Genomic DNA, 18,724 nt, shown 5'->3' with positions numbered 1-18,724 from the left:
CCAGTGGCTAAGGCGAAGTTCGAGCGGACCAAGCCGCACGTCAACATCGGCACGATCGGTCACATCGACCACGGCAAGACCACGCTGACGGCGGCCATTTCGAAGGTCCTGCACGACGCGTACCCGGACCTCAACGAGGCCTCGCCGTTCGACCAGATCGACAAGGCTCCCGAGGAGCGCCAGCGCGGTATCACGATCTCGATCGCGCACATCGAGTACCAGACCGAGGCGCGCCACTACGCGCACGTCGACTGCCCCGGTCACGCGGACTACATCAAGAACATGATCACCGGTGCCGCCCAGATGGACGGCGCGATCCTCGTGGTTGCCGCGACCGACGGTCCGATGCCGCAGACCCGTGAGCACGTGCTGCTCGCGCGCCAGGTCGGCGTCCCCGCCCTGGTCGTCGCGCTCAACAAGTGCGACATGGTCGACGACGACGAGCTCATCGAGCTCGTCGAGATGGAGGTGCGCGAGCTCCTCTCCGAGTACGAGTACCCGGGCGACGACGTTCCGGTCGTGCGCGTTGCTGCCTTCCCGGCGCTCAACGGCGACGAGAAGTGGGGCAAGTCGGTCCTCGAGCTCATGTCGGCCGTCGACGAGTACATCCCGCAGCCCGAGCGTGAGGTCGACAAGCCGTTCCTCATGCCCGTCGAGGACGTCTTCACGATCACCGGTCGTGGCACCGTCATCACCGGTCGTATCGAGCGCGGCATCGTCAAGGTCAACGAGGAGGTCGAGATCATCGGCATCCGCGAGGCCTCGATCAAGTCGACCGTCACCGGTGTCGAGATGTTCCGCAAGCTGCTCGACGAGGGCCAGGCCGGTGAGAACGTCGGTCTGCTCCTCCGTGGCACCAAGCGCGAGGACGTCGAGCGCGGCATGGTCGTGGTGAAGCCGGGTACCACCACCCCGCACACTAACTTCGAGGCCAGCGTCTACATCCTCTCGAAGGAGGAGGGCGGCCGTCACACGCCGTTCTTCAACAACTACCGTCCGCAGTTCTACTTCCGGACCACCGACGTGACCGGCGTCGTGACCCTTCCCGAGGGCACCGAGATGGTCATGCCGGGCGACAACACGGACATGACGGTCGAGCTCATCCAGCCGATCGCCATGGACGAGGGTCTGAAGTTCGCGATCCGTGAGGGTGGCCGCACCGTCGGCGCCGGCCGGGTCACGAAGATCACCAAGTGATCTGACCTGCTTCGGGGAAGCCCCCGCTGCCTTCGGGCAGCGGGGGCTTCCTGCATTTCGCGGCACCTGATTTCTGGGCGCGGGCACCGAGCCGGGAGAATGGCTGCGTGAACGAGGGAGTACGGCCGGCACGACCGCACCACAAGGAGACCGACGACGGTCGGCGGATGCGTGAGGTGCTCACCTACACCCGCCGTGGCAGCCGGCTGTCCCCGAAGCAGCAGACCGCGTGGGACACGTACGCCCAGCAGTGGGTGATCCCCGACGAGGCGGTCGACCTACCGGACTTCTCCTTGGCCGAGTGGTTCGGCCGTGAGGCGCCGCTCGTCGTCGAGATCGGCGGCGGTGTCGGCGAGGCGACCGCGGCGCTCGCGGCGACCCGTCCCGAGGTCAACGTCCTCGCGCTGGAGGTCTGGGGCCCCGGAGTCGCCGAGGGCCTGGGCCGGGTGGGGGAGGCCGGCGCCACCAACGTCCGGTTCAGCAGCGTCGACGCCGTGTGGACCCTCGAGCACCTCATCGCGCCCGACTCGATCAGCGAGCTGTGGACCTTCTTCCCCGACCCATGGCACAAGAAGCGGCACCACAAGCGACGCCTGGTCAATCCCGAGTACGCCGCGATGATCGCCTCGCGGCTCGCGCCCGGAGGGCTGTGGCGCCTGGCCACCGACTGGGCCGACTACGCCGAGCAGATGGTCGAGGTGCTCGACGCCGAGCCGAGGCTGGAGGGCGGCGTCGTCGAGCGCTGGGCCGAGCGGCCGGTCACGAAGTTCGAGCGCAAGGGCATCGCGAAGGACCGCGTGATCACCGACCTGACGTACCGACGCGTCACCTGACATTAACGTCGCCGACGCGGCGTGGCGCCCGAAACCGACCTCCCCCCGGCGTACTTTCCGTGGCAGTGGCAGGTGGGGAAGCCGGCCACATCGGGAGGCCGGACGTGAAGATCCACGAACGCGCAGCCCGGTCCGTCTACCAGGGATAGGGCCGGGCAGCCCCTGGCGGGCGCGTGCGGTCCGGTGAGGTGAGTCGTGGAAACCAGTCACGATGGGGCACAGACCAGCGCGCAGCGCCGTACGTACGTCCTCGACACCAGCGTGCTGCTGGCCGATCCGGGCGCGCTGCGCCGGTTCGCCGAGCACGAGGTCGTCCTTCCGGTGGTCGTGATCACCGAGCTCGAGGGCAAGCGGCACCACCCCGAGCTGGGCTACTTCGCGCGCAGCGCGCTGCGGGCGCTCGATGAGATGCGGGTCAGCCACGGCCGGCTCGACACTCCTGTCCCGGTCGGGGAGGAGGGCGGCAGCGTCCGGGTCGAGCTCAACCACACGGACGCGGCTTCGCTGCCGTCGGGCTTCCGCCTCGGCGACAACGACACCCGGATCCTCGCGGTCGCGCGCAACCTCGCCGACGAGGGGCACGACGTCACGCTGGTCTCCAAGGACCTGCCGATGCGGATCAAGGCCTCGGCCGTCGGCCTGGCGGCCGAGGAGTACCGCGGCGAGACGATCAGCGACTCCGACACCGGCTACTCCGGCATGGCCGAGATGGAGGTGAGCGCCGACGACCTCGACGAGCTGTACGACGACGCCACCCTCGACCTCGCCGACGCCCGCGAGCTGCCCTGCCACACCGGCCTGGTGCTGCTCTCCGAGCGAGGCACCGCCCTGGGCCGGGTCGGGCCCGACAAGCAGGTCCACCTGGTCCGCGGCGACCGGGAGGCCTTTGGCATCCACGGTCGCAGCGCCGAGCAGCGGGTCGCCCTCGACCTGCTGCTCGACCCCGAGGTCGGCATCGTCTCCCTCGGTGGGCGCGCGGGCACCGGCAAGTCGGCGCTCGCCCTGTGTGCCGGCCTCGAGGCGGTGATGGAGCGTCAGCAGCACAAGAAGGTCGTCGTCTTCCGCCCGCTGTTCGCCGTCGGCGGCCAGGAACTCGGCTATCTGCCCGGCTCGGAGTCGGAGAAGATGTCGCCCTGGGGCCAGGCGGTCTTCGACACCCTCGGCGCCCTGACCTCCAAGGACGTGGTCGACGAGATCCTCGACCGCGGCATGCTCGAGGTGCTCCCGCTGACCCACATCCGCGGCCGCTCGCTGCACGACTCGTTCGTGATCGTCGACGAGGCGCAGTCGCTCGAGCGCAACGTCCTCCTCACCGTGCTCTCGCGCATCGGCGCCAACTCGAAGGTCGTGCTCACCCACGACGTCGCCCAGCGCGACAACCTGCGCGTGGGCCGTCACGACGGCGTGGTCGCGGTCGTCGAGAAGCTCAAGGGCCACCCACTCTTCGCCCACGTCACGCTCACCCGGTCCGAGCGCTCGCCGATCGCGGCGCTGGTCACCGAGATGCTGGAGAACGTCGCCGTGTGACCGGTCCGAGGTCGTTGCGGCCCGCTCGGCGTCGTCCCGTGCCCGGGGCGGCGCCGAGCGTCGTACGGGACCTGGTCCCGATCCTGAGGCCCCTGTGACTCGTGTGAACGATGGGTCGACGGGTTCCTGAGAAGGGCTGGGGAAAACGGCCGTTCGGTTTGCCTGAGCCCTCCCCGTCAGGCATGGTGGTCGCTGGCCGCTGGCGGTGATGACAGCGAAGTCGAGCCGGATCGGGCGGTGGCCGCCCCCCATGCAGTCGAGCCTGAATACGAGCACTTGTCGAATCACGCGAAGCCGGCGCCCAAGCACCGCGGTGCGCCGAAGCACGCCCACATCGCACACGCGCCCCGCAAGGCCGCTCGCAATGTCGTGGTCCTCTCGTCGGTCGCAGTCGCCGTCACGGGTGTCTCCGTCGCCGCCGGCCTGGCCGGTCAGCAGGCCACCCCGCCCGCCGCGAGTGCCGCTGACGTCGACGCCTTCACCAACGTGGGTGCCAGCGCGCTGCCGACCGACACCACCGAGCGTCGTGAGCCCGTCATCTCGCGCGACGACCGCCGGCCCGAGGCCGTCCCGGCCAAGTCGATCGACCTCGCCGGCTCCCGCACCGCCGCGATGACCGACAGCCGCGAGCTCTCCGACTCCGACCCCCGTGACATCGCGCGGGCCCTGCTCGGCGAGTTCGGCTTCTCGTCGGGCCAGTTCGGCTGCCTCGACTCGCTGTGGACCCGTGAGTCCAACTGGCGGGTCAACGCCGACAACCCGAGCTCGAGCGCGTACGGCATCCCGCAGGCGCTCCCCGGCTCCAAGATGTCCACCGCCGGCCCCGACTGGGCGCACAACGCGGAGACCCAGATCCGCTGGGGCCTCGGCTACATCAAGTCCCGCTACGGCAGCCCCTGCGGCGCCTGGGGCCACTCGGAGTCGCACGGCTGGTACTGAGCTGATGGCGCGAGCGCGTCGTCGCTTCGCTCCGCCGCGCTGCCGCGCTCGCGGTTGGCTTTCGTAGGGTCCTCGTTCGCGTGGCGGCCAGCCGGCGGCACGGCGGGAAGCGCCGTCCTCGTCGGCTCCGGTCGCTCCTTCGTCGCTCCCTGCGCCTCCTCGTACGGCGTTCCCGCCGCTGGCCGCTGCCGAGCTGGGGAGGCGCGAGCGCGTCGTCGCTTCGCTCCGCCGCGCTGCCGCGCTCGCGGTTGGCTTTCGTAGGGTCCTCGTTCGCGTGGCGGCCAGCCGGCGGCACCGCGGGAAGCGCCGTCCTCGTCGGCTCCGGTCGCTCCTTCGTCGCTCCCTGCGCCTCCTCGTACGGCGTTCCCGCCGCTGGCCGCTGCCGAGCTCGGGCGGCGCGAGCGCGTTGCTCGTGCCTCGCGCCGCGCTGCCGCGCGCGCAGTCGAGTTCTGTAGGGGACTGGTTCGCTCGGCGGCCACACGGCGGCACGGCGGGAAGCGCCGGCCTCGTCGGCTCCGGTCGCTCCTTCGTCGCTCCCTGCGCCTCCTCGTACGGCGTTCCCGCCGCTGGCCGCTGCCGAGCTCGGGCAGCGCGAGCGCGTCGTCGTCGCTTCGCTCCGCTGGATGGTGCGAATGCGTCCTCGTTGAGGCCTGCGGTTCCGGCTAGAGGAATTTCACGGCCTGCTCATCCCCTCCCGCATTCTTCTCGCTCGATTCTTTCCCCACATCCACGATGCGGGGAAAGAGGAGGATCGAGTGGCTTCCGATGCGACGACGCTGGCGAGTACCACCACACCGGAGCGGTCTGAGCCCGGTCACTCCCGCTCGCGCACCTCGGTCCGGACCTGGTGGTCGGGGGCGGTGCGGTCGGGGTCGCTCGCCGTACCGCTGGGGCTGATCGGGCTGACCGTCCTGTTCTCGGCGCTGCGGCCGCTGACCTTCGGTACGACGGCCAACTTCCAGTCCCTGCTGACCACCCAGGCCGTGCTGGTCATCCTCGCCTTCGGGCTGACGGTGCTGAGTGCGGCCGGCGAGTTCGACCTGTCCGCGGCCGCCGTGCTCGGCCTGTGTGCGGGGGTCGTGGCCATGCTGACCACGAAGCACGAGATGAACGTGCTCCTGGCGTTCGCGATCGCACTCGGTCTCGCGGCGGTCGTGGGGCTGGTCAACGCGCTCTTCGTGGTGGTGTTCGGAGTCGACTCGCTCGTGACGACGCTCGGGATGGCCACGGTCGTGACGGGAGTCGCGCTCGGCTCCGTCGGTCCGACGACGATCGGCGGGCTGCCGGAGTCGGTGACCCGGATCGGCCAGACCACGGTGCTCGGGATCGGGCTGCCGTTCTACTACGCCGTCGTCCTGCTCGTGATCCTCTGGTTCGTCCTGCAGCGGACCGCGACGGGACGCCACATCTACTTCGTCGGCGAGGCACAGACCGCGGCGCGACTGGTCGGCCTCAACGTCGACCGGATCCGGGTCGGCGCGTTCCTGACCGCATCGATCGGTGCAGGTCTCGCCGGGGTGGTGCTGGTCGCGCAGACCGGCGCCGCGTCGACGTCGTACGGCGGGCCGTACCTGCTGCCCGCCTACGCGGCGACCTTCCTCGGGGCCACGGTCCACCGTGGGCGCTTCGGCGTCGTCGGCACCTTCCTGGCCGTCTACCTGCTGACGGTCGGGACCCAGGGACTGCAGATGCTCGGCTCGCCGGACTGGGTCACCCAGGTGTTCAGCGGCGGCGTGCTGGTCATCGCGGTCACCGTGGCCAAGCTCAGCAGGCGGACCGGCTCACGGTGAGCACCTCGGGCGGATCCCACTCCTCGATGAAAGGAAATCGAATGCGCTCCAAGCTGGTGGTACCCGTCGTGGCCCTGGTGCTCGCGCTGCTCCTCGCCGCGTGCGGACAGGAGGGCGGAGGTGCGTCCGGCAAGGGCGACGCCAAGGCCGTCGAGGCCGCCAAGGCCGAGATCGACGCCGCGTCAGCAGCGCTGACGTTCAAGGCGCCGGGCCCTCCGCTCGATGCCTCCCAGGCACGCGGCAAGTCGATCCACATCGTCGCGGTCAACCTCGCCGTCCCGATCCTGGCCCACGTCGCGTCGTACATCGAGGACCTCGGCAAGGAGCTCGGCATCGACGTGACCGTGTCGAACGCCGAGGACCAGGTGACCGGCATGCAGCAGGGGATCCAGGTCGCGATCAACAACAAGACCGACGTGCTGCTCATCCTCGGCGTGCCGACCGACCTCGTGCGGGACAAGCTCAAGGACGCCAAGGCGGCGGGGATCCCCGTCATCAACGTGCTCAACAACCCGATCGACCTCAACGCCCCCGGGCAGGGGGCGGGTGAGGAGTTCTGGGCCTCGGTCGGTACCGACCTCGAGCTCGGCGGGCGACTGATCGCGCGCAAGGCCGTGCTCGACACCGACGGCAAGGCCAATGTGTTGTACGTCGACTCGGAGGGCCTCGCGCCGCAGCCGCCGGTGGTCAAGGGCATCACGGAGGTGCTCGACGCGTGCAGCGGCTGCACCCTGGAGACCAAGAACGTGCCCCTGGCCGACTGGGGCACCCAGATCACACCGCTGGTCGCGACGGCGATCCGGGCCAACCCCAACCTCGACTACATCATCACGCTCTTCGACGGCATGGCGATCTTCGCCACCGCGGGCGTGCAGCAGGCCGGCGCGACGGGCAAGGTCCACGTCGTCAGCCACAACGGCGGCTCGGCCGGCCTGGCGCTGGTCAAGCAGGGGGACATCTTCACCGCTGACCCCGGCGTCTCCGAGGAGTGGTCGGCCTGGGCGTCGGTCGACCAGTCGATGCGGGCGATGCTCGGGATGGAGCCCGCCGACCCGCTCGTGCCGTACCTCTACCTGGACACCGCGGCGGTGAAGGACATCGACGTCACCAACGAGCGCGACGTGTACGGCGACAGCTTCATCGCGGGCTTCCGCACGCTCTGGGGCCTGCAGTGAGCACGGTCGGCGTGCCGGCTCTCGACGTCGCCGGCCTGAGCAAGTCGTTCGGCCCGGTCACCGTCCTCCGGCACGTCGACCTCACCCTGCGCTCCGGCGAGATCCACGGCCTGCTGGGCATCAACGGGTCGGGGAAGTCCACGCTGATCAAGGTCCTCTCCGGGCTGCACCGCCTCGACGGCGGTGCGGTCCGGGTGGACGGCGAGGAGCTGGCAGCGTCGGCGTCCGCCCGCGAGCGGCACCGGATCGGCCTGCGCTTCATGCACCAGGACCTCGGCCTGTGCCCGACGATGAGCGTCGCCGAGAACATCTTCGTCGGGCACCAGCTGCGCCGCTGGGGCTGGTGGATCGACCGCGCCGGGATGCACCGGACGGCGGGCGAGCTGCTCGCCCGCCTCGGCGCGGGCCACGTCGACCCGGCCACCACGGTCGCCGACCTCGGGCCCGGCGAGCGGGCGGTCGTCGGGATGGTCCGGGCGCTCGGCACGGCCGACGGCTCGCGCCCACGGGTGATCGTGCTCGACGAGCCGACCACCTCGTTGACGATGAGCGAGACCGAGCGCCTCTTCGACGCCGTACGACGGGCCGCCAGCGAGGGCGTCGCCTTCCTCTTCGTCACCCACGACATGGAGGAGATCCTGCGGCTCACCGACCGGGTCACCGTGCTCCGCGACGGCTACGTCGCGGACAGCCGGGAGACGGCCGGCCTCGAGGTCGACGACCTGGTCCGGATGGTCGTCGGCGACGACTTCGAGCGTGCGGAGCTGGACGCCACGAGTGCCCCCGGGCCCGTGGCGCTCGACGTGCGCGGCCTGTGCGGAGGCGTCATCGACGACCTCTCCTTCGACGTACGTCAGGGCGAGGTGGTCGGCCTGACCGGCCTGGTGGGTGCCGGCCACGAGGAGGTGCCGTACCTGCTCGTCGGTGCCCGCCCGGCCACCCGGATCACGCTCGATGCCGGAGGTCGGACCACGACCCGCCCGCACCCACGCTGGGCCCGTGCCGCCGGGATCACCCTGCTCGCCGCCGACCGGCTCGGCCAGAGCGCGGTGCCCAACGCGAGCGTCCGGGAGAACGCCACCCTCGGCAACCTGCGCTCGTTGCGCCGCTGGACCGGTGTCGACCGGGGCGCCGAGGAGCGGCAGTCCGCCGGCATCGTGCGTCGGTACGACGTCGCGTGCGCCAGCGACCTCGCGCCCCTGCGCAACCTCAGCGGCGGCAACCAGCAGAAGGTGCTGCTCGGCCGCGTCGAGACCGCCGGCGGGTCGGTCGTGCTGCTGCACGCACCGACCCAGGGCGTCGACGTCGGTTCCCGTCAGCGGATCCTGCGTGCGGTCCGCGAGCTGGCCGAGGCCGGCGCCGGCGTCCTGGTGGTGTCCAGCGACCACGAGGAGCTCGAGGGCCTGTGCGACCGGGTGCTCGTGATGCGCCGCGGACGCCTGGTCCAGTCCCTGCGGGGGGCCGACAACACCCGGCGGCGGATCCTCGCCGCCGCAGCGTCCTGACCACGACCCGAGGAGGAACCGTGACCGCACTGCCCGAGGTGAGTGCCGCCGAACGTGCCGACCGGCGTGCAGCCCTGCTCCGTCGCTGCCGCGACGAGGGGCTCGACGGGATGGTCGTGTGGGCCAAGGGTGGCCACTCCGACTCCGCGTCGGACGTCTTCTACCTGGCCGGCTTCTACCCGCGCTTCAACCGCTCCCAGGCCGCCCTGGTGCTGCCGTTGGACGGCGACCCGATCCTGTTCGTCGACATCCTCGACCCGCGCCGCGACCTGGTCGACGTGGCCGACATCCGGTTCGCCTTCGACATCCCCGCCGCCGTCGCGGAGGCGCTCGACGACTTCGGCGCACGCGCCAGGTTCGGCCTGGTGGGTGGTGCCGCGCTGCTCGCGCAGTCCTACCGCGACCTGGTCGCGCGGAGCGGGCCGGACCGGTTCGTGCCCCTGGACGAGGCGGTCGTCGACCTGCGCGTGATCAAGTCACCGGCCGAGATCGCGCTGCTGCGTGCGGCAGCGGAGATCGGCAGGGGAGCGATGGACGCCCTCACCTCGACGGCCCTGAAGCCCGGCAGCACCGAGGCGCAGGCGGTCGCGGCGGCGTACGCGTTCGGGATCGAGCAGGGCACCGTCCCGATCGACGCGCTGCTCGCGTCGGGCCCGTCCAGCGACTACTACTGCGCCGGGCAGGTACCCCGCTGGGAGGGACGCACGCTCGAGACCGGCGACCTCTTCCACGTCGACCATGCGGGGTACGTCGGCGGCTACATGTTCGACATCGCCCGCAGCCTGGTCACCGGCGGCTCGGCCGATGCTGCTCAGGCCGACCTGCTGGAGGCCGCGATCGCCGCCGTCGACGCGGGGATCGCCGCGGTCCGGCCCGGCGTCACCGGCGCCGAGCTGTACGACGTCGTCGAGGACGTGCTGCTCGACGCGGGCGTGCGGACGCCCCAGAGCGAGATCTTCGGGCACGGGCACGGGATCGGGTTGGGCTTCGAGTGGCCCTTCGTCCTGCCGTTCGAGCAGCGCAGGTTCGAGGCCGGGATGACCATCTCGGTCGAGACCATGGCCGCCCGGCCCGGGGTCGGGGCGGTGTACTTCGAGCAGAACCTCCTGGTTACCGCAGAGGGTGCCGAGCTGCTCAGCAACAGCGATGTCCGCTACTGGTGACCTGCGAGGAGTCCCGATGACCACGACCACCACCGACCTGAACGACCTGACCGCCACCGAGATCGCGGGTGCCGTGCGTGCCGGCGAGCTGTCGCCCGTCGAGGTGGCCGAGGCGGTGATCGCCGCGGTCGAGGCGCTCAACCCCACGCTCAACGCGTTCTGCATCCTCGACCACGAGCAGCTCCGCGCCCATGCCCGGGCGCTCGCGGACCGCCAGGTCGCGGGGGAGGAGCTCGGCCTGCTGGCCGGCGTCCCCCTCGCGGTCAAGGACCTGATCTTCGTCAAGGACCTGCCGATGGTCGCCGGCAGCCATGCGTTCCGCGACTTCCACCCGGACCAGGACGACGTCGTCGTCGAGCGGGCGCGGGCGGCAGGGGCGCTGATCGTGGGCAAGACGAACACGCCCGAGCTGGGGTTCGCCGGCAACGGCACCAACCCGGTGTTCGGTGCCACCCGCAACCCGTGGAACACGGCGCTCACGTCGGGCGGGTCGAGTGCGGGATCGGCGGCCGCGGTCGCAGCACGCATGTCGCCGCTGGCGCTGGGCAGCGACGCTGCCGGCTCGGTCCGCGCGCCGGCGTCCTTCTGCGGGATCTACGGGCTCAAGGCCACCATGGGCCGGATCCCGCTCTACCCGGGGTGCCGGGTCGACACCTACCCGGGCCTGTCGAGCTTCGAGTCGGTCGAGCACATCGGTCCGATGAGCCGGACGGTGCAGGACAGCGCCCTGATGATGGCCGCGGTCAGCGGGCCGCACCCGCGCGACCGGCACTCGTTGCCGGCCGCCGACTTCGACTGGCTGAGTGCGACCCGGGGCGGCATCCGGGGCCTGCGCGTCGCGTTCTCGCCGGACCTCGGGTACGCCGAGGTCGACCCGAGGGTCGCGGCTGTCGTACGCCGGTCGGTCGAGGTGTTCGAGCGCGACCTGGGCTGCGTGGTCGACGAGGTGGTCGCGCCCTGGCCGGACCCGTACGACGACTTCTGGGCGATGCTCGTCGCGGAGACCGACATGGAGGGCATGCGCCGCCTGGTCGCCGAGAACCCGGGCCTGATCTCGCCGCACATCGTCGGCATGCTCGAGGCACCCTGGACCGTCGACCAGCTGACCCGCTCGGGGATGATGCGCAAGCGCGTGGTCAACGCGATGGCCGACCTGATGGAGACCCACGACCTGCTGCTCACCCCGACGATCGCGGTGCTGCCCTGGCCGGCCGAGGACCACGCCCCGGCGACGCCGAAGGACTCCTCGCCGTTCGTGCTCCCGATGAACCTGACCGGCCAGCCGTCGGCGTCGATCCCGGCCGGCTTCACCGACGACGGGCTGCCGGTCGGGCTGATGATCAGCGGGCGCCGGCTCGAGGACGACGTGGTGCTGCGGGCGTCGGCGGCCTTCGAGGCCGCGGCGCCCTGGCTGGGCCGCCGACCGGTGCTGTGACGCGCGCGGTCAGCGGGCGAAGTACTCGGCGGTGATCGCGGCCCGGGTACGACGCAGGTCGCGCACGAGGCCGGGCACCCGTGCCTTGGGCAGTCGGACGGCCGGTGCCGCGATGGCGAGCGCTGCTATCGGGTGGTCGTTGAGGTCGAGCACGGGCACCGCGACGGCGTGCACGCCGTCCTCCCGTTCGCCGAGGTTGGTGGCGAAGCCGGCCGTGCGGACCTGGTTCATCTCGGCCTCGAAGTCGTCGGGGTCGACGATGGTGTGGGAGGTGATCGACGGGAGTCCGTGCTCGGCGTACAGCGCCTGCCGGGCGGTGAGCGGCATCGCCGCGAGCAGGACCTTGCCGGCGGCTGAGGCGTGCGCGGCGACCCTGCGACCCGCGATCCGCTTCACGTGCAGGTCGTGCCGGTCCTCGACGACGGCGTCGAGGCAGAGCACCTCGTGCCCGACCAGGATCTGCAGGTTGACGGCCTCGTCGACGAGCCGGCACAGCGAGACCAGGTGGGGCCGGGCCAGCCGCTCCAGGCTGTTCTGGGAGCTGAAGTGCCGGGCGAGACGGAGCAGCTCGGGACCGACGCTGTAGCGCTTGGAGGTCCGTGCCTGCTGCACGAAGCCCTCCTCCTTCAGGCAGGTCAGCAGCCGGTGCGACGTCGACGGCGCGATGCCGAGCTGCCGGGAGACGTCGACGACACGCAGCTCGGGCTGCGAGGAGAGCATCGAGAGCAGGCGCAGCGCGTTGGCGACCGACGCGAGTCCGGAGCTCGGCGGCTCGACGATGTCGTTCGTCATGACGGAACGATACCCGTCGGATCTTCCGCACTGCGGGAGATCGTCGACCAGCCCGATCCGTCGCCGAACCACGGGAGCGGCGTCGTGAAGATGTCCTTGGGCAGGCTGGCCTGGACTCCCGACTCGGCATTGACGGCCTGGCTGACCTTGAGGTCGAGCGCCATCGACGCCACGGCGTACGCGTCGGCCGGTGAGAGTCCGGGGTGCTGGCGCGCCAGCTCGTGGACCAGGTCGCGAGCCGCGTCCCGGGCCGCGCGGTCCAGGGAGGCGGCGAAGGCGAGGGAGAGGTACTCGGCCGGGGTCTCGGCGCGGGGACTGATCAGCGGCGGCCCGCCGCGCAGGACGGTGAAGCGCAGCACGGCCTCCTCGACGGAGGCCTCCAGCGCGGTCAGGTTGATCTCACCCAGGCCCTGGGCGGCATGCGCGTCACCGGCGCAGAAGAGCGCACCGTCGGCCCACACGGGCAGGTAGAGGCTGGTGCCCACGACGAGGTCCGGAACGTCGATGTTGCCACCGTGCGGCCCCGGCGGGATCGAGCTGTGCGGGCCGGAGTCCCGGGGGGCGACCCCCTGGTAGCCGAGGAACGGCCGGACCGGGACCTCGATGCCCGGGACGATCTCGACCCGGGTGCCGGCGCCCGATCCGGTGAGCTGGAAGTGCCGCACCTGGCCCTCGGCGAAGTCCTCGGGCAGCAGACCGATGCCGAGGTGCCCCGGCAGGCTGAGGTTGAAGACGTGCGGACGCAGCCGCAGGTCGACGAGGTCGACCCGGAGCACGTCGCCCGGCCGGGCGCCGTGCACGGCGATCGGGCCGGTCAGGTCGTGCGGACCGGCGCCGCCTGCCTCGCCGAAGAAGCGACCGACGTCCTCGATCGTCATGCTCGGCGTCACCTTGTTGCCCCAGGCGTTCCAGGTGTCGAGGCTGACCGTGTCGCCGGACTCGATCGTGAGCACCGGCTCGTCGGTGCGGTCCACGACGCCGAGACGCACCGTCTCGGTGGACGCGCGAAGCTCGTGGTGCCTGGTCATGACGCCTCCTTGGTGTTGCTCGCTCGAGGCCCGCCCGGACGGGTGCGGCGACTATAGGGACGCCGTTCCGGGCCGGACTCCTCGCCCCGCCCGACATTCCGCGGAGAGGAAAACCGGCCCGGAAAGACCGGGCCGGGTCTCCGCCTCCCGGTGCCCGCTCCGGGGAATGCGGGGAGGCGAAGGACCGGCGGGGTTTTCCCCCATGCGAAATCTCTGGACATCTGCGTGGAACGCCGTTGCATCCGGAAGCGAGAGTCGCTGCCATGCAGTGGGCCGACCCGGTCCGCGGCTCGCCAAGGAGGATCGCGATGGACGGCACGACCCTGGACCGGTGGGGCGGCCTCGGCCCGCTGCCGGCAGGTGCGCGTCTCCACGTCGGAGTCTGGCCGGGTCTGGACGCCGACGCGAGCCTGCTGGGCGGCGGCTGGCGCAGCGTGGCGCGACCTGCGCCGGCCACCGTCCCGCTCCCGCGGCTCGCCGCGATCGCCGCCGCCGCGCGGCTGCGTGGGCGCGGCGGCGCGGGATTCCCCTTCGACATCAAGCTGCGCGCTGTCGACGAACAGGCGCGGACCACCGGGCGCGGCGCCGTCGTCGTGCTCAACGGCGAGGAGGGCGAGCCGGCCAGCGCCAAGGACCGACTCCTGATGACGCTGCGTCCGGACCTGCCGCTGCGTGGCCTCGGCGTGACGGCGGGCGCACTGGGCACCGACCAGACCTATGCCTGGGTCAGCGACCCGATCGCCCGCGACCGGCTCGCCGACGAGGCCGGCTCGACGCAGCCCGTCCCCCGGATCGTGGCCGCCCCGCCGGGCTATGTCAGTGGCGAGGAGTCGGCCGTCGTACGGGCGCTGTCCGGAGGACCGGCCAAGCCCACCCACAAGCCGCCCCGGGCCTTCGAGTCCGGGGTCGACGGGCAGCCGACACTGGTCAGCAACGTCGAGACCCTCGCGCACCTCGCCCGCCTGGCGGACGACCCCGGGTACCAGCCGACCACGTTGCTCACCCTCAACAGCGACCGTGGGCTGCACAGCGTCGTGGAGGTTCCCGACGCCGTCACCCTGCGCGAGGTGCTGGCCTGGCAGGGGCTGGACCCCGCCGGTGAGCGGTACGACGTGTTCCTCGGCGGCTTCTTCGGCCGGTTCGTGAAGCCCCGCACGCTGTGGCGTTCGGTGCACGACCTGTCCTCGCGCCAGCACGCCGACGTGCTGGGATGCGGCGTCGTCCTGGTCCTGCACGACACCTGCCCGGTCACCTTGGTCGCCGAGGTGCTGCACTACCTGGACCGGGAGAACGCCCAGCAGTGCGGACCGTGCTTCAAGGGCATCCCGTCGATGGCCTCCGTCGTCGACGAGCTCGCGCACGGCCGCGCCGTCCGTGAGGACCTGGTGCGGCTCGCCGGCTGGGGGACCAGCCTGCGGGGGCGCGGCGCCTGCGGCACCCTCGACGCCGCCTGCGGCGTCGTCACCAGCCTCCTCGAGCGTCGGGGCGAGCTGGTCGTGAGCCACCTGAACCGTCCCTGCCGTCGGTGTGCCGAGCACCCCGAGCGGCCCCCGGCCACGTCGTTCGCAGTGCCGTGGCCGGCCGAGATCACCGCCGACACGGCCGACAGCAAGGAGGAGTCATGAGAGCCCAGGTCGACATGAGCAAGTGCCAGGCCTACGGAATGTGCGCCGACGAGGCGCCGGACGTCTTCGAGCTCGACGAGTGGGGCTATCCCGTGCTCGTCGACGACGGCGCGGTCCCGGCCGACCAGGAGCCACGCGTGCAGCGAGCCGTCGGCGCCTGCCCCGCGCAGGCGATCCGGGCCACCAGCTGAACCAGCCGCGGCACCGCGGATTCGAGAGGAGAGGACCAGACGATGGCCAAGTTCGAGCCGGGCACAGCCCGCACCTGGGCGATGGAGAGCATGCGCGGCGTGAGCGGCTGCATCCTGCCGTCGTTCACCACCGACCAGAGCGGTCTCCACGAGGAGGCGATCCGTCACGACATCCGCCGGGAGCGTGAGCTCGGATTCACCGGCTTCCTCATCGTGGGGGAGTGCGGCACCACGAGCGCCGAGTTCGAGCGGTTCGTCGAGATCGCCGTCGAGGAGGCCGGCGACGACATGATGACCATCGTCCAGGCCGCGGCCGGCACGCTCGCCGAGAACGTCGCGATCACCCAGATGGCCGCCGCGAAGGGCGTCGACCTGGTGATGCCGTCGTACCCGATCGCGTTCTACCCGCAGCACCACAAGGAGATCGTCGAGTACACCCGGGCAATCGCAGAGGCCGCGGACCTCGGCGTGATCGTCTTCGCGATGAACCTGTGGAACTTCATGCGGCTGCACCCGTCCGGGTTCGCGCCGGCCTGGCTGGAGGAGATGGTCGAGACCATCCCCAACGTGGTGGCGATCAAGAACGAGATCGGCGACCCCGGCGTGGCCGGCCTGGCCGAGGTGTTCCGCCGGTTCAGCGACCGGGTGATCGTCGCCGACCCGCTGGAGATGAACGCCCCGGCCTGGATCACGACGTACGGCATGCCGTGGATGGGCACCTCCAACTACGAGTACTTCGGCGACGTCGTGCCCCGCATCCACGCGCTCGCCCAGGACCCCGAGCGGTACGACGACGCGATGGAGCTCTACTGGCAGGTGCAGCCGGCCCGGGCGGCGACGGGCGCGCTCATGCGCGAGGCGAACGCGGGGACGTCCTTCGTGCACCGCCTGCTGTGGAAGTACCAGGGCTGGCTCCAGGGCTTCCACGGGGGCCCGGTCCGCAGCCCGCACACCCGCCTGCACGACCGTCAGATGAAGCAGCTGCGCGCGGCCGCGATCGAGTCCGGCCTCTCGATCACCGACGAGCCGGACGCCCTGTTCTTCGAGGGGCGGGTGCCGCGATGAAGCTCTCGCCCGACCCGCAGCCGCTGCACATCAGCTCCGCCGACATCGAGGCACACGTCGACTTCGACCTCGCCATCAAGGCCGCCGACGACGCCGCCCGCGCCGTGGCCGCCGGGGCGGTGACCACCCGTCGTACCCAGGTGTCGTTCGAGGGCGGCTGGATGCGGGTGATGGTCGCCGACGTCTCGTCGCTGGGCATCTTCGGCTACAAGGAGTTCCACCTCGCCGGCGGCAACCTGGTCCGCTACTGCGTGCACGTCTTCGAGGAGGCCACCGGTCGTCCGCTCGGCATCGTCGACGCCGCTCGCATCACGACGCTGCGCACGGCGGCAACAGCCGCCGTCGCCGTACGGCACCTGCTGGGTCAGCGCCCGTCGGTGCGGCTCGGCGTGGTCGGCACCGGCGCGGAGGCACTCGCCGGGGTGCAGGCGCTGAGTCGGGTGGTGGCGCTCGACGAGATCCGGGCGACGAGCCGCAACCCGGTCAACCGCGAGCACTTCGCCCGCGCAGTCGCGGCGAGCACCGGCCACGTCGTCACGGTGTCGGACGAGCTGGAGAAGGTGCTCGACGGTGTCGACCTCGGGTACGTCGCCACCGCGTCGGGGGGCCACGTCGTGCTCCGGCACGCCGATGTCGCCCAGGTCGGGCTGATCGCCGCCATCGGCTCGACGCTGCCGATCCAGCGCGAGCTCGCCGGGGACGTCCTGGCCGGCGCGGACCGCGTCGTCGTCGACACGATGGACGTGCTCGAGGAGTCCGGCGACGCGATCGAGGCGCTCGACACCGGCTGGGGGGCCGACGTCCAGATGCTCGGCGCCGCCCTCGGCGCGCCGCACCCGCCCGCCGGCGAGCGGGTCGTCTACAAGTCGATCGGGTCGCCCGAGCAGGACCTCGTCCTCGCGCACCGGATCATCCAGCACGCGGCCGAGCACGGCTACGGCCGCCGCATCGATGCCCTCACGGCCGTCAAGGAGAACCTGTGAGCACCACGCTGACCCCCGCTGTCTCCCGGCGCGAGCTCGCCTCGGGCCAGGCCTTCTCGCTCGTCGACGGCCAGTGGCTGCCGGGCACCGGCGGTCCCCGACCGGTGCTCGACCCGGCAACGGGCGAGGTCCTCGCCGAGCTCTCGACCCTGACCGATGCCGAGTGCGACGCCGCTGTCGACGCGGCTTCCCTCGCCCAGCCGGCCTGGGCGGCGCGGCCCGCACGCGAACGCGGCGAGCTGCTGCGTCGGGTCCACGAGGTGCTCGTCGCCGAGCAGGAGGACCTGGCCCGGCTGATCAGCCTCGAGAACGGCAAGTCCCTCACCGACGCGCGCGGCGAGGCGGCGTACGCCGCGGAGTTCTTCCGTTGGTTCGCCGAGGAGGCAGTCCGCACGCCGGGAGACATGCGGCGCTCGCCGTCCGGGCGCAACTGGATCCTCGTCTCGCACGAGCCGGTCGGCGTCGCGCTCCTCGTCACCCCCTGGAACTTCCCGGCCGCGATGGCCACCCGCAAGATCGCGCCCGCGCTCGCGGCCGGCTGCGCCGTCGTCCTCAAGCCGGCGACGGAGACCCCGCTCGCGGCCCTGTACGTCGCCGACGTGATCCGCGAGGTCGGCATTCCCGGCGGCGTGGTCAACGTCGTGCTGCCGGCCCGGACCGGGTCCTCCGTGGCCCGGATGATGGCCGACCGTCGGGTGCGCGCGATCTCGTTCACCGGCTCGACCGAGGTCGGCAAGGTCCTGCTCGAGCAGGCGGCCGGCTCGGTGATGCGCTCGTCGATGGAGCTCGGCGGCAACGCGCCGTTCGTCGTGCTCGACGACGCCGACCTCGATGCCGCAGCCGACGGCTTCATGCTGGCGAAGTTCCGCAACGGCGGCAGCGCCTGCACGGCGGCGAACCGGATCCTCGTGCAGGACGCCGTCGCCGACGACTTCGTCGGGCGGGTCCGGGAGCGGATCGCGGCGCTGCGGGTCGGGCCCGGCCTCGACGAGGGCGTCGAGATCGGCGCGCTCGTCTCGGTGGTCGAGCGGGACCGGGTCGCGGGCCTGGTCGACCGCGCGGTGGCCGCCGGTGCCGAGGTCCTGGTCGGTGGCACGGCCCCCGAGGGCCCGGGCTGCTTCTACCCTCCGACGCTGCTCGACCGCGTGGCCCCCGACAGCGAGCTCGCGCAGACCGAGATCTTCGGGCCGGTCGCTGCGGTGACCCGGTTCCGGACCCTCGACGAGGGGCTCGCGCTCGCGAACGACTCCGAGGCCGGACTGATCTCCTACGTCTACACGGCGGGCCTGGAACGCGCGCTCGCGGTCAGCCGGAGACTCGAGTCCGGGATGGTCGGTCTCAACTGCGGGCTCGTCTCGGACCCCGCAGCACCGTTCGGTGGTACGAAGGAGAGCGGCCTCGGCCGCGAGGGCGCCCACGAGGGCATGCTCGAGTTCATGGAGACCAAGTACGTCGCAACGCCGTACTCCTAGTGGT

At 71.6% G+C, this 18,724-nt stretch carries 16 protein-coding genes; 14 read left to right on the top strand and 2 right to left on the bottom strand.

Translation table 11 applies throughout. From position 1 onward, the window contains the following. Positions 1-3: 3 nt before the first annotated feature. The 9 genes from tuf (at position 4) to ACZYRU_RS24830 (ending at position 11,564) form a co-directional block, all read left to right on the top strand. Positions 4-1,197: an elongation factor Tu gene (gene tuf, locus ACZYRU_RS24870; RefSeq protein ID WP_488959797.1), complete on the top strand. Its 1,194-nt coding sequence runs from the start codon at positions 4-6 to the stop codon at positions 1,195-1,197. A 107-nt stretch (positions 1,198-1,304) separates the two neighbouring features. After that, positions 1,305-2,030, top strand: a complete 726-nt coding sequence (gene trmB, locus ACZYRU_RS24865) for a tRNA (guanosine(46)-N7)-methyltransferase TrmB (RefSeq protein ID WP_488959796.1) — start codon at positions 1,305-1,307, stop codon at positions 2,028-2,030. Between the two features lie 195 nt (positions 2,031-2,225). Beyond that, a complete protein-coding gene (gene phoH2 / locus ACZYRU_RS24860) occupies positions 2,226-3,557 on the top strand; it encodes an RNA 5'-3' helicase PhoH2 (protein ID WP_488959795.1) in 1,332 nt (443 codons plus the stop codon). A gap of 276 nt (positions 3,558-3,833) precedes the next feature. Continuing rightward, positions 3,834-4,496 carry an aggregation-promoting factor C-terminal-like domain-containing protein gene (locus ACZYRU_RS24855; protein WP_488959794.1) on the top strand — a complete coding sequence of 221 codons (663 nt, stop codon included), beginning with the start codon at positions 3,834-3,836 and terminating at the stop codon, positions 4,494-4,496. Positions 4,497-5,251: 755 nt separating this feature from the next. After that, complete coding sequence (locus ACZYRU_RS24850) at positions 5,252-6,286, top strand: ABC transporter permease (protein WP_488959793.1); 1,035 nt, start codon at positions 5,252-5,254, stop codon at positions 6,284-6,286. 41 nt (positions 6,287-6,327) lie between these two features. Beyond that, positions 6,328-7,461: a sugar ABC transporter substrate-binding protein gene (locus tag ACZYRU_RS24845; protein WP_488959792.1), complete on the top strand. Its 1,134-nt coding sequence runs from the start codon at positions 6,328-6,330 to the stop codon at positions 7,459-7,461. Then, positions 7,458-8,966 carry a sugar ABC transporter ATP-binding protein gene (locus ACZYRU_RS24840; RefSeq protein WP_488959791.1) on the top strand — a complete coding sequence of 503 codons (1,509 nt, stop codon included), beginning with the start codon at positions 7,458-7,460 and terminating at the stop codon, positions 8,964-8,966. The genes ACZYRU_RS24845 and ACZYRU_RS24840 overlap by 4 nt, the downstream gene beginning before the upstream one ends. Positions 8,967-8,986: 20 nt before the next feature. Then, positions 8,987-10,129, top strand: a complete 1,143-nt coding sequence (locus ACZYRU_RS24835) for a M24 family metallopeptidase (protein ID WP_488959790.1) — start codon at positions 8,987-8,989, stop codon at positions 10,127-10,129. A gap of 16 nt (positions 10,130-10,145) precedes the next feature. Then, the gene (locus ACZYRU_RS24830; protein ID WP_488959789.1) at positions 10,146-11,564 is read left to right on the top strand and encodes an amidase; all 1,419 of its coding nucleotides are present in this window, start codon (positions 10,146-10,148) and stop codon (positions 11,562-11,564) included. Between the two features lie 9 nt (positions 11,565-11,573). On the opposite strand, the gene ACZYRU_RS24825 is transcribed toward ACZYRU_RS24830, so the two are convergent. Further along, on the bottom strand, positions 11,574-12,356 hold the full coding sequence (locus ACZYRU_RS24825; protein WP_488959788.1) for an IclR family transcriptional regulator: 783 nt from the start codon (positions 12,354-12,356) through the stop codon (positions 11,574-11,576). Beyond that, positions 12,353-13,384 (bottom strand): acetamidase/formamidase family protein, encoded by a 1,032-nt coding sequence (locus tag ACZYRU_RS24820; RefSeq protein WP_488959787.1) that lies wholly within the window; start codon positions 13,382-13,384, stop codon positions 12,353-12,355. Before ACZYRU_RS24820 ends, ACZYRU_RS24825 begins: the two co-directional genes overlap by 4 nt. Before the next feature lie 308 nt (positions 13,385-13,692). Between ACZYRU_RS24820 and ACZYRU_RS24815 the strand changes: the two genes are divergently transcribed. Genes ACZYRU_RS24815 through ACZYRU_RS24795 form a run of 5 tightly spaced genes read left to right on the top strand, consistent with a single transcriptional unit; the run spans position 13,693 to position 18,720 of the window. Beyond that, entirely contained in the window at positions 13,693-15,009 is a 1,317-nt protein-coding gene (locus ACZYRU_RS24815) for an NADH-ubiquinone oxidoreductase-F iron-sulfur binding region domain-containing protein (protein ID WP_488959786.1), read from the top strand. Continuing rightward, entirely contained in the window at positions 15,006-15,200 is a 195-nt protein-coding gene (locus ACZYRU_RS24810) for a ferredoxin (protein ID WP_488959785.1), read from the top strand. Before ACZYRU_RS24815 ends, ACZYRU_RS24810 begins: the two co-directional genes overlap by 4 nt. 42 nt (positions 15,201-15,242) lie before the next feature. Beyond that, the gene (locus ACZYRU_RS24805) at positions 15,243-16,265 is read left to right on the top strand and encodes a dihydrodipicolinate synthase family protein (RefSeq protein WP_488959784.1); all 1,023 of its coding nucleotides are present in this window, start codon (positions 15,243-15,245) and stop codon (positions 16,263-16,265) included. Beyond that, positions 16,262-17,248 (top strand): ornithine cyclodeaminase, encoded by a 987-nt coding sequence (locus ACZYRU_RS24800; RefSeq protein ID WP_488959783.1) that lies wholly within the window; start codon positions 16,262-16,264, stop codon positions 17,246-17,248. The genes ACZYRU_RS24805 and ACZYRU_RS24800 overlap by 4 nt, the downstream gene beginning before the upstream one ends. Further along, entirely contained in the window at positions 17,245-18,720 is a 1,476-nt protein-coding gene (locus ACZYRU_RS24795; protein ID WP_488959782.1) for an NAD-dependent succinate-semialdehyde dehydrogenase, read from the top strand. The genes ACZYRU_RS24800 and ACZYRU_RS24795 overlap by 4 nt, the downstream gene beginning before the upstream one ends. The last annotated feature ends 4 nt before the right edge of the window (positions 18,721-18,724 follow it).

This window comes from Nocardioides sp. F233 (assembly GCF_057813895.1).
Note: the sequence above shows the minus strand (reverse complement) of the source record. Positions and strands in the feature narration are given on the sequence as shown.